Source organism: Leifsonia sp. NPDC056824, from assembly GCF_042789575.1.
In the GTDB taxonomy this organism is placed as follows: Bacteria; Actinomycetota; Actinomycetes; order Actinomycetales; family Microbacteriaceae; genus Leifsonia.
The window spans coordinates 80,314-94,755 of the sequence record NZ_JBHUAV010000001.1 but is presented as its reverse complement, the minus strand read 5'-3'; the positions used below and the strand labels follow the sequence as shown (position 1 = coordinate 94,755).

The following is a 14,442-nucleotide window of genomic DNA, read 5'->3' as shown; positions in this document are numbered from 1 at the left end:
GAGGTCGCGTGCTTCACGACCCGCCACCGCTCTCGGAAAGAACCCTCTCGTCGAACAAAGATAAGACTTCGACGTCCGTCAGCGGCGACCCAAGCCCGTCGATTGGACGAACGCTGCTGATTGAACCGATGCTCCCTCTATAGCAAGCATCCGACATCACAGAGCTGGTCCGGCCGAGAGCGCTGACCGTGGATGGGGCACGATCCACTTCTCGTGCTTGAGACGACGACATTTCTGAACTCTGCAGAAGTTGGCAGATCATGATTGTTGATCTGCCCGGCAAGTTCCAGAGACCGCGGCGCCCAAAGGTTGGCGTGGAGCCGCATTGTGAGGTGTGGAATCGGTGTCGGATTCCAGCTTGTGCGCTCGTGTACGGGGATGCCGTCCACTAGCCATACGATCCCGTCCTCGGTCCATACGATGGCGTACTCGTGGAATTCCTGGGTGGCGTCGAAGCCCAGGTCGACTCGGTGGGGCGCGCCTCGATATCCGTAATCGAAGGCGGACCCCTCATCGCCGGGGTTGAAGTACACGTTCGTCAGCATCCGTGTCGGATCAGATCCGGCGATCTCGATGTCAATCTCCTGTCGCGGCGAACCACGGTGTAGAAAGAACCCGGTAATGACACCTGGACCTGCCGCCGCTCGGATGTCTGCCTGGAACCGTCCGTGGAGGAAGGTTCGTTCAGATGCAAGCGCCCCAGACACGAACGGACGGCTGGCGCCATCTCTCCTTTCGAGGACGACGCGAACTCCTCCATCGCCGTACAACAGATTGTCAGGTGAGAAGGATGCGAGATTGCCTGGGAATGTTTCCGTCATGCTCGGAAACGATTCCGATACGTCAGTCATGGGCGCGGCAACGATGACAGTCTCGGCCGCATGGCTTGGCAACTCACCGCGATAGCGCCGGCGCCACAGGGCACCCGGCGGTAACACCCACGGCGAGTCATCCATCGGCAGCACGCTACCGAGTTGTTGTCTTCCATCCGCCGAATGATCCGGAGAGCGATCATGCCGAAAGAGCTGAAAGGAGCTTGGCGCGCCAAGAGGGAAGGGCTCAACCGGGCTGGGAATCTTGAGCAGCTCGCACAGCGCTTGCCAGGCTGCCTCCTCATCGCCTTCGGGGCTGACTGTTGCAATCCGAGAAGCAGAGACGTCCTTGCGCACCGTTTGGGCCGGACCGCCGTCCTGACCCTCGAAGACGAACTTCGTGCTTTCTATTGCCATGGCTGACTCAAGCGCCGATGACTTTAGAGGAGGGTCGACGAGAGCGTCGAAGACTCGAAGCTCCTTGACTAAATCGGCGTCGGAAAGCAATTCTTCGCCGATGTCGAAGACACGAACTCGCAGCCCAAGCATTGAGAGTGCCATCGCAAGACCTTCTCGATCACCACGGCGCGTCCATGCGAGCACGCGCTCGGAACCGAGTAGTCCCCCAGGCATCACTGCGTGGCCTCCGTCGACGACACCGGCTCGAGCCAAATACGGCATCACCGAGTACGCGTTGTCGGACTCCCCGTCCAGCCGTTGCCCGATTGCGGGGGATGTCATCGCCAGCGCGTCGAGCTCTGCCAGCCGGTAGTTCATCCAGAGATCGACTGGGCCTTCGACCGGCATCGATCGTAAGAGCTTTTTCGCGCCTGCTCGGGAGAGCACATACCCGGACAAGTGCCAGAGGCCCCGTATCGGTCGAAAGACGCCACCGTGCTCGTCCTCCCTTAATGCTGTGCCGCCTGCGTCCTCATAGGACAGATACACGAGGTCCGGGCCGTCAGCCTTCGCTTTTCGCGTACCGGCTTCACGCCAGATTCGATCAATGGATGATCCCGCCGCCGGTCTAAACCACGCGTCATCTTCGAGGACCAAGACGTGGGATTCCGCGCCTATGGCAATGGATTTCCAAACCTCGATGTGTGACCTGGCAACGGCAATCTCTTGTCGAGACATGCGAACTGGCTCATCGGCTTGGAAGGACTGCGCAAGGCGGTCATCGGGCTGGACGAAAAGTTGATCACCGATCTGGTAGAGGGGGTCGACGTCAGCCGTGGCCGCGACCGCGCGACCATCCCGAGCGTCAATAGCTGCAAAGCGGCGCACTATCGACATCAGGTTGTCCCCGTCGACCGTCTTGAAGCGTCGTAGCTCCCGCGCAACACGACGCCATCGCGTTGGCTGCCGATCCAGATTGATTACGAGGATCGCTTCGATCCGACCGGGACCACGCCCGAACGCTCGGATACGGCCACCCGGAACGAGAGCGATCGCCGCGCGCCACGCTCGAAAGGTCGCCCCTCGCAGCGGGTGGAGTGTTTCGGTGAGATTCATAGGATGGAGATGCCTTCGACTAGCGGGGCCTGATGTTGCGCCAATTGCGGTCGTCATTGCGGTATTCGAGGTCCCAATGGGGCTCTGCAGTGGCGTGCCAGTTGAGCAGCATGAGGAAGTCGGCCGGCTTGCGGGCGATCGCAAGGTTCCGAGCGTGCGCGGCGAGAGACGCCGTTAGGTTGCCCGGCCCCGTCGTCGACTGAATCTCTAGATCAGAATCACGGCGCAGAAGTCTGTCCATCGCTCGATCGAGCGCGCGTTGCATCACTGGGTGGTGCGGTGGCGACGCGATCGGGTTGTTATTCACGTAGAAGATTCGGTTGTGCGTCGGCAAGTCAGCGTTCCGCAATTCCTCGGCCTGGACCATCCCATTCACGCTCGTGTCGTATGCAAGCGGCTGCACCAATAGGCGATGGTCCTCAAAGACCTCGCGCCACCCGCTTCCCAGCAATACGTCGTCGGCATCGACGTAAAGCCCGCCCTCGGCGAGCACGAAACACATCCTGAAGAAATCGCTCCGCATCGCTGGGTGATGGCACCGTTCGAACGCTGCAAGTGTGGGCGCATCGAATCGCTCCGAGATGTATGCCCGTGCAGACGCGTCCCCGAAGAACCTAAACGCAATGCCTTCGTCTTGTAGCGGCGCCCAACTCGCGAGACACCGGGCAACGTCCTCTGGTATGTCTTGAGGGTCGTGCCAGTAGCGCACCAGGGTTCGCGGGATGGTCAGTGCTCGATCTGCGACTTCCCCGTCTGCGGGCTGCTCAGTCCGCGAGATCTGTTCGATCGTCATTGCGCGTATGTAGTCGGAGCGGAGGGCATGATCATCCTCGAATCCGGGGGAGGGCTGCTGCATGCGAGGTTCTCGGCCGCAATGGCTTTGTGATCTCACCGACGTTCACGCTCGCGATAGTCGATATATTGCATGGAATTCCGTCGAAGGAATGCCCGCCCGTTCACGACAAACCCGTCCAGCCCGCTTTCCCATGCATAGGTGTCCAAATCCTCAAGATTGTTGATGAAACCTTTGCCGTTGAAGTTAAGCGATGTGTTGCATAGCACACCGAAACCCGTACGCGCCTTGAACTCGACGAGCAGGTCGAATAGGGCGGAGTTCGATTGCTCGTTGACGGTCTGCAATCGGGCCGATCCGTTGACATGAGTTACTGCTGGCAACGCATCAGTAGTGGCTATGGAGGTGAAGAGCATGTACGGGCTTTGCCGCTCGAGGCCAAACCATTTCGCTGCATCGGCTTCAAGGCAGACCGGAGCGATCGGACGGAACTGCTCTCGTTGCTTGATCTCGTTGAGGCGCACTCTGGCTCCATCATCGAACGGCGCAGCTAGGATGGACCGATTGCCAAGCGCTCGTGGGCCGATCTCATAGCGGCCATTCACCCAGCCAAGAATCAGACCGCTACTCAGCATTCTCGCGACCTCGGCTGGCGAGACGTCGAGAACGTCGTAGCGCCCGTCGAGCACGTTCCCATCCATCACGAACGGAAGGCCCGAATAGACGTCCCATTCAAGTTTCGCGTTGCCCGTGAAATGGAACTGGGCGTCGATAGCCGTGCCGATCGCTGAGCCTGAGTCGTTCGGAACAGGTGGAACAAACACTTCGGAGAACAACCCCGTGTCCCGCCACTTCGCGTTCCAGTCACAATTAAGCCCACATCCGCCAGCGATAACGAGTGGAATCCCCCTTCGCAGGTTTGCCTGGGCAAAGCGGGCAAACGTTTCGAATATTCGATCACTGTAGATGCCCGCAAAATTGCGGAACTCCTCGTCTTCGATGCCGACATCGAAATATGGCGAAGAATGCAACTTGTCATACAAGTCGAGCCGGATGTCGACTGAAGCTAGGAGGAACTTCATTAACTCCTCCTCCGCGGCGGTTGGTACGGTCCTTCTTGAGTAGGAAGCGAGAGCCATCAGTTTGCCGGCATCCGAAAATCGCGAGAACGGCGCGTTCTTCGGGAACGTGGGATCTGCGAGCCCATAGATGGACGCGTATCGGTTACCCGGCTGGTTCATCACATTGGCGAGCAGTCGAATGTTCACATCGCTATCGATCTCGTAGAACCCGCCGATCGCGCCTTCCCAGATAAGCGCGTAGCATGGCTCGCCTTGAGGGATCGGCGACATTCCATACGCGCTGAGAAGATGCGACCTCTCGTGTGACGAAGAGAAGTAGCCCACTTCGGCTGCCATGAACGGACGCCTGGTCTTTATGACCTCGCTCTGATCGAGGCCGCGATAGCCGACATGCTTGGGAAGGCCGGTAGGACGCGCTTCGCGCGGCCACCAGCCTCCCGCTGCGATTACGTCGGGGACCCTGTCGAGGCGAGCAATTGCGTCCAATATGTCAGAGCCTGCCAGCGGGGAGTATCGGTAGTTCGAGTCCTTTTCCGCTTCAATCGAAGACAGGAGATGGCCGTCTCGCAAATGAGCAACGGCCCCGTCATGGCCGGGGTTATAGGCAACGATGTCCACGAACAGGAACCTCTCGGTCTAAGTTGCGAAAAGTGATGGCGACATCGACACGGGGTGACGCCCAATCGGTATGTTGCTGTGAACGTGCACTTCGCTCGGACGAGTAAGAACCAAGCGCGTGTTCGACTGCCGAGCCACTCTCTCAGGTCACGCGGACAATGCATCAGCTCGACACGGTTTCTGCTCGATGAGAGTCAGATCGCTCTGGGCTGCCCGCAGACACTCAGCTGCTGTCCTGACCGAGCAGGGTACCGACTGCCGACGACACAATATCGAGAGCGTCCGAGTGGTTTCGATACCGGCACGCCGGCGGATGAGACTCTTCATCAGCCCAACCTGCGACTGCTGTCTAAGTTGGGTTAGCCCAACCGAGAAGGCTCCTCGAAACCTAGCTGTTCCACAAGCGTCCTCCGCTCCGCTGGAGCGCCTTCACGCTGGCGCCGGCGCGTACTGCCAAACTTGCGGCGGTGTGCTTAAGGTCGTGGGGAGTCATGTGCTCAAGACCTGCATCCCGGAGAGCGGTCAGCCATCAGGATTGCCGATTCCAGGCGGTGTCTGGCCGCGCGAGGTACCCGCCAGCGCAGGCTGGGAACACAAGTTCGCCGCCCTTTTCCAGTGATGAGCGCCTCGAGGCGAGGGGAGGGAAACGCGGGGAAGGGGTCCCGAACGAGCCTCCCATCTCTTCGGGGCCCAACGTGGATTAGTCCGTCCACTTCCGGGGCGGTTTGGTGGATGGCCAGACGGCAACGTTCCGGGTCGATGTCGCGCACGGTGAGCGCGACAGCTTCGCCCCAGCGGATGCCCGTGTAGGCCAGTGTTAGCACGAGGACGCTGCGCTTGTCATCGGGCACCGCTCGTGCGAAGCGGAAGACCTCTTCGTTGGTGAGATACCGGCGACGCTTCTTGGTCCCCTTACGTGGAAGGTTGCTCGCATCCCGAGCCGGGTTCGCCGGAATCCTGCCATCTCGTACCGCAACATCGAGGATCCCGATGAGGATCTGCACCGCCCGCAGGACGACGCCGGCCGATCGTGGCTTACCGGCATTGCCCAGGCGGCCCCCACCGTGACAGCTTTGCCCTGGCTCAGTTCCCGGATCCACTTCTCGACCGCGGAGGGGCGAATTGCGGCGATCGGTGTCGCCGTCCAGCGCGGCTCGACATAGACGCGCCAGGCGATGCGGATGGGAGAGAAGCTAGAGAGTTGAGTGCTTGCTCCTTGTTGGTGAGCCACCCTTCGGCGAGTTCACCGACATTGATCTTGGACTGGGATGCCTCGAAGGAGGTTCCCCTCGCCATCGATACTTCGACGGTTGCGTTGTAGAGTTCCGCTTCACGCTTTGTGCGGAACCCTCGCTTCTCGCGCTGCTGGTGCTCAGGGTCGCGCCAGCGCACACGATAGCGCCGGCCCTTGGCCGACTCGTAAGCGTCGATGCTTCCCACTCGCAGAACCTAACTCTCGCCACCGACGAGGCCGGATCGCGTTGACAAGGGCGACCGACTTGAGCGGCTATCTGAAGGTGGGTGCACTCTGGACATGTGGGAAGACGCCTGAACCAAGACCGTGGGGAGTATCGGCCGACGAAGCGGTAGAGCTTTGCGGGTAAAACGACAGGCCCATCCCTCCGTCGACCGACCGGCCTGCCGCGCCCCCGCAGTTATCAGCGCTTGCCACACAGCCTCTCGACGATGATCATGCTAGGCATGGGCGTCAAAACGATCAGGCGGATTCATTCCCGTCATCCGCCGTTCCGCGACCCGGCTACTAGTAGATTCAGAGCGACGGAGGGGGCGATGCAGCGATGGCAGAGATCAAGGCACCGTGCAAAGAGCCGGGCTGCCTGGCTGAAGTCGAGATTGACAGCACACAGGAGTCAGTGATGGTGGTCGCGCGGCGGCCAATCGCGATACCGAGCCGTTGGTCGGTCTACCTGGAGTGCGCCAACGGGCACCTTCATCGTTATGCCGTCAGCGGCGAGGAGCTCTCGTGACCGGGGGCCTGGGGTCAGACGCATACGCAGGCGACCGCTTCTGGTTACAGCGCGGCACCGCCCTTATCTCTACGTCGCTTCCCGAACTCAGTGCTCAAGCTACTCGGCTGGCCACTGCCGTCGCCTGGTTCTGGTCTCTGTATCTGGCGGTCGTCGCGGCCTGGTCCGTGACCAGCCACGCCGTACCGATCGTAGCGGCGATACCCGTAATCACGATTATGATCGCCTACCTCGGAGCGCTCTACGCTCAGTTCCCCGTCGCAGCCGAGTTTGACCCCCGCTCTCCGGAGCAGGTCAAGATCGCCTATCGACGTATGATCGTGGTGAAGAGGGGCCGGCTCTTCACCGTCTACGGCCTTCTGCTGATTTCAGCGATCGGGATCGCAGTCGTACTCGTCCTCTCCGTCGGCCGGTAAAAGCACGATGGACGAGACGTTTCCGGGATCCGATTTCACGATTCGGCAAATGCGTGCACTCATGCCGACTGGCGCCGACGCCGCAGCATGGTTCGATCCCGCTTCGGGCATAGTCGCTCACTCGGTTTCGCGCGAGCTCGCCGCCGATGCCTCGACGGACGCGGCGCGGATACAGCTGACGCCGGGCGCGCCCTTTCTCGACATAGACCACGAATGGGCTCATTTCATCCAAGCCATCGGGTTACCGTTCGTCAGACGGTGGAGCACGGTCTGGGGCGAACTCGTGGGAAGTCTGGTGTACGTGCTCCGGAATGAGATCATCGCGGGCAACGGATACGCGGCCGTGAAGCTGGCCGCGCTGCAACCGGGTGTGGCCGAGCCCGTTCGCGACGCCCTCGGCTATCTTGCACTCCGCAACTCGTGGGGAATAACGACGCTCGACCTGATGGAGGCTCATGCTATGCGGGTTGAGGCAGGTGTGCACATCAAAGACGAAGACTTCGGTTCTCTGTGGTCATACCTCGGCGATCACGCACCGAACGACCGCTACCGGCGGAGCTACGACATCGTGCGGCTCTTTTGCGGCGACCGAGCTGCCCACGCGCAGTTTCACGCCATCGCGTCGTTGTCATTGTCGTTCACCGACCCGCCCAGAGCCTTTCAGGCGATCGTCCAGGAGATCGCCCGCACGTTCCCCGTCACCACACAGACGGTTGAGGCCGCAGCCGTCATGGTGAGTGCAGATGTTTCCGAACTCGTCGGCTGGCCCTTCACGTTCGAATCTGAGTACAGGCACGCCTTCTTGCAGACCCAGTACGCACGCGCCAAGGACTGGGTGGAAGAGTCGGGGCTCAGCGCCGATGACCTGCTGGAGGATGTCACGTCTCTAGTGAAGTGTCCTGTCCGACCTGCGGTCGTCTATGGCACGAGAGAAGACGAGACATTCGAGACCATTCCCGGTGACGATCTCCTCACGATCATCGACTCGCTCTCCGACGACGAACTCCGAGCGAGTATGACGTATCAATTCACGATCGCCGCGGTCTCCCAGTACCTCATCAAGACCCATCTCACCGCGCTGCTCCACGAGGGTGACTCCGCGGCCCTGACCGGGAACTCGTGGCTCGCCACGATGCCGACGAACATTCCCGTTCTCGCGGTCGACATTCCCACAATCGTCGCTGCACGCGCCGCTGGCGAGGACGTCGAGCCATTGCTCGACCAGCAGGCCCGCAACATCGTCAAGTTTCTCTGCTGGAACCCGGCGACGGGAGCGAGCGAGCCGATGCCGAGGAACAGGGTCATCCTCTCGTTCGACGGCGACTTCGAGGGCGAGGTGTGGGAGGACGGACTGGCCCAACGGCTGTGTCGTCGGCTTGCAGAGCACTGTCCGCTGGCCCCGCTGTTCCTGGCGCACCTTCCCGACAACGCGAGCCAACTGCTGTGGTTCGGATGCGTCGCTCCCAATGCGGCGGAAGGCACGAGGATATTCCTCGCGCATCCCGAGGTGGCCACGGAGATCAGACGACTCTTCGACGAGGTCGAGCGCGTACGGGAGGCAACCGGCACCGATTTGAGTCTCGCTCTGGAGTCGTTCCTGCTTCCCGTTCCACCCGAGGTGCTCGGCGAAATGTTCGGACGGTGAGGCCGCGCAGGCCAGTCCTCATTTGCTAGGTGCCACGGCGATCTCGCCGGGGGTGTTGGTGACGGAGCATTGAGAAATGAGATGACTCGCGGAGCATCGCAAGGTCGGTGCTGATGGTGTCCGAGGGCAAGGGCCTGGCAATTGCGGCCCTGATCACTTCAATCGTCGGCACTGTCGTTGGGGTCGTGGTCTTCTTCGCCGTGGTGTCGGCATCGTTCAACATTGCATTAGGCGGTACGGACACGACCGTGAAGGCGCCGGCCGGTTCGGCTTCCGCGGCTCCCAGCCAGGCGAGTGCCGCTACGTCCAAGGTGGGTACGCCTGATAACCCTGCACCCCTGGGAAGTTCCGTTGTCAGCAAGGACTCACTGTGAAGATCAACTCGGTGAATCTGAATGCGGTCGACGCTGTGCACGCTGCGAACGAGTTCAACGACGCACCAGATGCAGGTATGACGTACGCGCTTGTGAACGCCACAGTCACCTACACGGGCAAGGACTCGGCGTACGCGGCCGAGGTGCAGATCTCCTATGTGGGCGCTGATGGGAAGGTCTACAACTCGTTCGACAAGTCGGTGGTCGGTCCTGATCCCCAGCTCGGAGCCGATGAGCTCTACACGGGCGCCTCGACAACGGGAAACGTTGTGACTCAGATCCCGGCGTCCGCCGACGGACTGCTTCGCGTGGAGCCGGGAGTGATCGCAGACAAGGTGTTCGTGGCGACGAAGTAGCAGACAGGTCGGCCCGTCCCGGTCGTTGAGGCCATCGCCGCGGTAGAAGAAGGCAGCTAGTCCGTCGTCCCTGTCGCGCCGCTGCGTCGCCGATCTATCATCTGGTCATGTCCGCCATCGTGATATGTGCAGGGCAGGCCGGCCTTTCCGTCAGCCATGAACTGGCGGCGCAGGGCGTCGAGCATGTCGTGTTCGAGCGGGCGAAGCCCGGTCAAGTTGCCCACAGGGTCGCCAAGACTCACGGCGCCTTTGGATTCAACTTCGGTTCGGGAAGGGTCGAGACCGGGTACTCTGAGCGGTGCGCCACGGCGCGTTCCACGAGTGCGTAGACACGGTCGTTCAGCGCGTCGCCAGGATAGTAGGCCGAGAAGATGGATTCGGCCTCGTCGGCGCTTTCGATGTCAAGCTCGGCGACGAGGCTGACGATGTCGGCGGTGTCGCGTCCGGGCCGGCTCATCGCGGCGCGGAGTTTCATGGCGAGGAGCGCATCCGCCGGCGCGACCTCGACCCGGATGCCGTCGCGGTCGTAGAGCGGTCTCCAGTCCACGGACTTGCCCCAGTCGGGGAAGAACTGGGAGGCATTCGAGTTCAGCCAGTCTTCGGGCCAATCCCGCTCGACTGCTATCCGCTCTGCAATACGAACGAGTGCGTCGTGCGGGTCTAATCGCGCGTCGACGTCGACCGTTCGTCGGCGGTCCACATGGGAGAGCGCGAGAGCAGCGCCGCCGACGATACTGATCCGAACGGGCCCGATCTCCGCGGCCCGTATTCGCTCGATGAGATCGTTCAGTCCGGCAATGAGTGACTCGCGGTCGAGCCCCGACGTCGGATCAGACACTTGCCAGCGTTCCCTCCTCGATCAGGATGCCGCGCTCCAGGAACTCGGGCGGGACACGGGAGACGTCTGGCGCATCATCCAGCGGGTGCAGGTGAGGGGCTCGTAGCTCACGGTCATCGGTAATTGCTTGCTTCGTCCAGCTGGCGGCGGGGAGGCCCGCCTGACGAAGTCGGTAGGCGACAGCTCCGGACAGCGCGGCGTCCCACTCTCGGCTGCCGGTGCTTCGCGGCTGGGCGACGACGAGCGCGGCGACGACCAAGGGAGCTTCCTTGGCCAGCCCATCGGAGAGGTCGAGAAGCGCCCGGAATGCGCCGTCTCTGCTGTCTTCCTCGAGGGCGTCCGCGATTCTCGCCGCAGTTTCCACAGCGCTCGGACGTGTGGTTGGGATGAGAAGAAGGCGGTGCCGGGCAGCGCGGGCGAGGTGCGCTGCGGAGGCGACCCCAGTGTCTCGCTTGCCGCGTTCCACACCAGAGACGATCGGTTGGTACGTGTCCGCTCGGTCGGCGATCTCCGCCTGGCTATATCCGGCCGCTGCACGCGCAGCGCGAATGAGATCCGCGAATGCCATGCCGATCACCTCCTCCCAGTTATACTCAATTCAGTATAAACCCAACTCCGGCGGGCCAGGGTGTCGGTCGGTCCACAGCTACCTCCGCGCCGCTGACGGACGTCGAAGTCGTTCCGATCTGCTCGGTATTGCCATCTTCAGGTTCGATCCACGCGGGGGCCTTTGGACGGGGTCGATCTCGTCGGCCGGCACCTGAGTGCGTTGCTTACTGCACTCGTCATTCCGGATGGCCGTAGACCAGCGCGTCTGCCATACTCCCTGCCATAACCGAAAGCCCAGGGCGAGGGGGCTGAGGACGATGGGGTTTGCGGCACGGCGACGCGAAGGCGGGGGACCGTTCCGGACCGCTGTGCTCGTCGTGACGTCCGTCGCCGTCGGTGTTCTCGTCAGCCTGACTTTTGTCAGAACGGCGCACGCTGAATCCGTCACCCTGACCAGTCCGGCGGTCATCGCCGATGTCGGCCCGGACGGCACGCCTGGCGCGCTCCTCACCGGGACGATCTCCTTCCTCCCGGCGAGTCCGCCGCCATCGAGTTCGCCCTCACCGAGTTCGCCCTCACCGAGTTCGCCCTCACCGAGTTCGCCCTCACCGACCGACTCGTCGAGTCCGTCCATCAACATCGGTAGCCCGCGGGACGACTTCACGGCCCGGCTTGCTGTGGGAACAGAGGCCGCCCCGAGTCGCACCGAGTGGTCCGCGGTCAGTCTGGACGGAAAGTATCTGCGCAGTGGGGACGGCTATCTGCCGGTCGTTCTGGACTCCGGGAGCAGCAGCCAGGAGGGCGGATGGACGGTCTTTCTGCCCGCCGCGGTGTTCCCCGTCGCCGGCGGAGACCGGTCGAATCCGCACGCGATCGATGGAACGTACGGGATCGGCGTGGACATCCTCCAGTCGTCTGACGGGGGTCTCACCGTCACGACCGTCGCCCGCGCCCGGAAGGCGATCACGCTCGTGCCACTCGCCGCGCTGTCTGCGACTCCCGCGCCTCCGGGCCCGTCCGCACCCACGGGCCCGGGCACCGCGGCTCCTTCGTCGGCGTCACCGACCGCCGTCGCTCCCGTCCCGAGCACCCGGACTCCGACCCCCACGACGGTCGCGGCACCGACTGTGTCGAAACTCGGCACAGGGGCGGCCGACGCGGATTCCGTCTACAGCGCGTTGACGCCCGCGCAGGACGTCCACCTGACGCTGACGTCCGGGATGGTTCTCATCGTCCTCACGCTGATCCTGCTGCTGCTCATCGGGTTCCCGGGTGTCCTCATCGAGTCGACGGTGTCCGACCATTACGACGAACTGTTCTCGTGGGTGAGACGTCGGCACCGGGTGCGAGCGGCAGCTGGTGCGGGCAGCCCGGCACGACTGACCACCTGGCTCAGCGTCGTCGCCGGTGTCGCTGTCGCGTCGATCATCTCCGGCTTCGTCGACCCTCAGTTCGGCGTGAATCCAGGGTCGGCCCGGGTTCTGCTCAGCTCCGCGGTGGTCTTCGTCGTCTATTCGGTGGTGGGTTGGCTGGCCGTCGACTGGGTGATCCATTCGACGGACCCGGCACTGAAGCCCACGATCGAGTTCAAGTGGTTGTCGTTGCTGGTGGTCGTCCTCTCAGTGGGGCGGTCAAGGCTCACGGGATTCGAGCCCGGGATCGTCTTCGGCTTGGTCGTCGGGCTGTCCTTCGGGGCCGCCATCAGCGCCGTGGAGAGCGCGCGCACAGCTCTGGTCGCTGTCGCGTATTCGTTCATCGTCGGTCTCGGCAGCTGGTTGGCGTACTCGGCGCTGAAACCGGTGCTGCAGGCGCAATCGGGCAGCGGTCACCAGTTCACCCTGGACATGCTCGCTGGCATCGCCGTCGCAGGGATGTCCACGCTGCCTGTGGCGTTCCTGCCGATCACCGGCCTGGCAGGAGGCGCAGTGTTCACCTGGAACAGGTGGGTGTGGGGCGCGGTGTACGCGGCGGGACTTGCGGCGTTCTTCGTCGTCCTCATGCCGCTCCCGCAATCATGGGGTGAGGTCTCCCTGGCCCTTGCCGCCTGGGTGGGCCTCTACGCGTGCTTCGCGGTCGCCGCTGTCCTGTTCTGGGGGTGGTTCCGCCTCAAAGACTGGCGGAAAGCGGCTCACCGCGCTCGATGAATGGCGGCCTGGCTGGACGCAGCGCGCTCGCCCGCTCTGTCGCGCCCCTGCGTCGCCGATCTATCATCTGGTCATGTCCGCCATCGTGATAGGTGCAGGGCAGGCCGGTCTTTCCGTCAGCCATGAGCTGGCGGAGCTGGGCGTCGAGCATGTCGTGCTCGAGCGGGCGAAGCCCGGTCAAGCATGGAGGGACCGGTGGGACAGCTTCACCCTTGTCACACCGAACTGGACGTTGGCACTCCCGGGGAGCCCGTACTCCGGATCGGAGCCGGAGGGCCACGTACCTCGCGACGCGATCGTGGGCTACCTCGAGGATTACGCACGCTCGGTGAGGTCGCCGATAGTGGAGGGAGTCGAGGTCACGCGGCTGAGTGTCGACGGCAGCGGTCTGCTCGCTGAAACCACCGACGGAGAGCGTGTGGCGGATGCGGTTGTCGTATGCACAGGCTCGTTCGCCAGACAGTATCGCCCGTCCGTCCTCGCTGCCGTTCCCGATCCGCTGATCCTGTCGTCGAGCGAGTACCGGAATCCGGATCAGGTCCCGGCGGGGAAGGTCGTGATCGTCGGCAGCGGCCAGACCGGGTGCCAGATCGCCGAAGAGCTGATCCGTTCGGGCCGGGATGTGGTGCTTGCGTGCGGGCGAGCGCCCTGGGCACCGCGGCGTCTCGACGGCACGGACATCATCACCTGGCTCGATCGGACGACGTTCTTCGATGCGACGGTGGCCAGCCTGCCGTCCCCCGCGGCCAGGTTCCTGGCCAATCCGCAGCTCACGGGAGCAGGGGGAGGGCACGACCTGGGCTTCCGGACCCTTCAGGCGCTGGGGGTCCGACTCGCCGGCCATGTTGACGGCTGCGACGGGACACGAATCGGGTTCGTCGATGACGTGACGGACTCGGTGGTCTTCGCCGACGACTGGTGGGCGGGCATGCGTGCCGTCATGCGCGCGCAGCTTCCCGCCCAGGGGTTCGGCATCCCCGACATGCCCGTCCCCCCTCCCTTCCGATCCGAACCGGTGGACGAGGTGAGCTTGCGAGACGTAGGCGCGGTCGTGCTGGCGGCGGGATTCCGGCCGGACTATGGGTGGATCGACGGTGAGGTCTGCGATGAGCTCGGCTTCCCCGTGACCCTGGACGGCGCGAGCCTCGTGATGCCCGGCCTGTTCTTCTGCGGTGTCCACTTCATGCGGGCTCGAAGGTCCGCCTTGATGTTCGGAGTGGGACGGGATGCTGCGATCGTGGCGCAGGAGGTCGCGCACGCCGGCGCATGACCACTTTCACGGACGCCCGGCGTCTAGCCGACCGGCGCGCGG

The 14,442-nt window shown here is 63.0% G+C and carries 13 protein-coding genes; 7 read left to right on the top strand and 6 right to left on the bottom strand.

Annotation, left to right across the window (positions count from 1 at the left end; translation table 11 throughout):
• Positions 1-137: 137 nt before the first annotated feature.
• From ACFRFH_RS00485 to ACFRFH_RS00470, 4 genes are all read right to left on the bottom strand, one after another.
• Positions 138-2,327, bottom strand: a complete 2,190-nt coding sequence (locus ACFRFH_RS00485) for a family 16 glycosylhydrolase (protein WP_382461075.1) — start codon at positions 2,325-2,327, stop codon at positions 138-140.
• A gap of 19 nt (positions 2,328-2,346) precedes the next feature.
• On the bottom strand, positions 2,347-3,120 hold the full coding sequence (locus tag ACFRFH_RS00480) for a glycosyltransferase family 32 protein (protein ID WP_382461074.1): 774 nt from the start codon (positions 3,118-3,120) through the stop codon (positions 2,347-2,349).
• Between the two features lie 95 nt (positions 3,121-3,215).
• Positions 3,216-4,820 carry a carbamoyltransferase C-terminal domain-containing protein gene (locus ACFRFH_RS00475; RefSeq protein ID WP_382461073.1) on the bottom strand — a complete coding sequence of 535 codons (1,605 nt, stop codon included), beginning with the start codon at positions 4,818-4,820 and terminating at the stop codon, positions 3,216-3,218.
• Between the two features lie 1,083 nt (positions 4,821-5,903).
• A complete protein-coding gene (locus tag ACFRFH_RS00470) occupies positions 5,904-6,212 on the bottom strand; it encodes an Arm DNA-binding domain-containing protein (RefSeq protein ID WP_382462708.1) in 309 nt (102 codons plus the stop codon).
• A 407-nt stretch (positions 6,213-6,619) separates the two neighbouring features.
• Between ACFRFH_RS00470 and ACFRFH_RS00465 the strand changes: the two genes are divergently transcribed.
• The 5 genes from ACFRFH_RS00465 (at position 6,620) to ACFRFH_RS00445 (ending at position 9,599) form a co-directional block, all read left to right on the top strand.
• Entirely contained in the window at positions 6,620-6,808 is a 189-nt protein-coding gene (locus tag ACFRFH_RS00465) for a hypothetical protein (RefSeq protein WP_382461072.1), read from the top strand.
• Positions 6,805-7,224 (top strand): hypothetical protein, encoded by a 420-nt coding sequence (locus tag ACFRFH_RS00460; protein WP_382461071.1) that lies wholly within the window; start codon positions 6,805-6,807, stop codon positions 7,222-7,224. Before ACFRFH_RS00465 ends, ACFRFH_RS00460 begins: the two co-directional genes overlap by 4 nt.
• A 7-nt stretch (positions 7,225-7,231) precedes the next feature.
• Positions 7,232-8,869 (top strand): hypothetical protein, encoded by a 1,638-nt coding sequence (locus ACFRFH_RS00455; RefSeq protein WP_382461070.1) that lies wholly within the window; start codon positions 7,232-7,234, stop codon positions 8,867-8,869.
• 107 nt (positions 8,870-8,976) lie between these two features.
• Positions 8,977-9,243 (top strand): hypothetical protein, encoded by a 267-nt coding sequence (locus ACFRFH_RS00450; RefSeq protein WP_382461069.1) that lies wholly within the window; start codon positions 8,977-8,979, stop codon positions 9,241-9,243.
• Positions 9,240-9,599, top strand: a complete 360-nt coding sequence (locus ACFRFH_RS00445; RefSeq protein WP_382461068.1) for a hypothetical protein — start codon at positions 9,240-9,242, stop codon at positions 9,597-9,599. The genes ACFRFH_RS00450 and ACFRFH_RS00445 overlap by 4 nt, the downstream gene beginning before the upstream one ends.
• A 238-nt stretch (positions 9,600-9,837) precedes the next feature.
• Here ACFRFH_RS00445 and ACFRFH_RS00440 read toward each other — a convergent pair whose 3' ends face one another.
• Together ACFRFH_RS00440 and ACFRFH_RS00435 are read right to left on the bottom strand one after the other, a co-directional pair.
• A complete protein-coding gene (locus ACFRFH_RS00440) occupies positions 9,838-10,437 on the bottom strand; it encodes a hypothetical protein (RefSeq protein WP_382461067.1) in 600 nt (199 codons plus the stop codon).
• Entirely contained in the window at positions 10,430-11,005 is a 576-nt protein-coding gene (locus ACFRFH_RS00435; protein ID WP_382461066.1) for a helix-turn-helix domain-containing protein, read from the bottom strand. Before ACFRFH_RS00435 ends, ACFRFH_RS00440 begins: the two co-directional genes overlap by 8 nt.
• A 658-nt stretch (positions 11,006-11,663) precedes the next feature.
• On the opposite strand from ACFRFH_RS00435, the gene ACFRFH_RS00430 reads away from it, so the two are divergent.
• Positions 11,664-13,130 (top strand): hypothetical protein, encoded by a 1,467-nt coding sequence (locus ACFRFH_RS00430; RefSeq protein ID WP_382461065.1) that lies wholly within the window; start codon positions 11,664-11,666, stop codon positions 13,128-13,130.
• A 73-nt stretch (positions 13,131-13,203) separates the two neighbouring features.
• Positions 13,204-14,400: an NAD(P)-binding domain-containing protein gene (locus ACFRFH_RS00425; RefSeq protein ID WP_382461064.1), complete on the top strand. Its 1,197-nt coding sequence runs from the start codon at positions 13,204-13,206 to the stop codon at positions 14,398-14,400.
• Positions 14,401-14,442 lie beyond the last annotated feature (42 nt).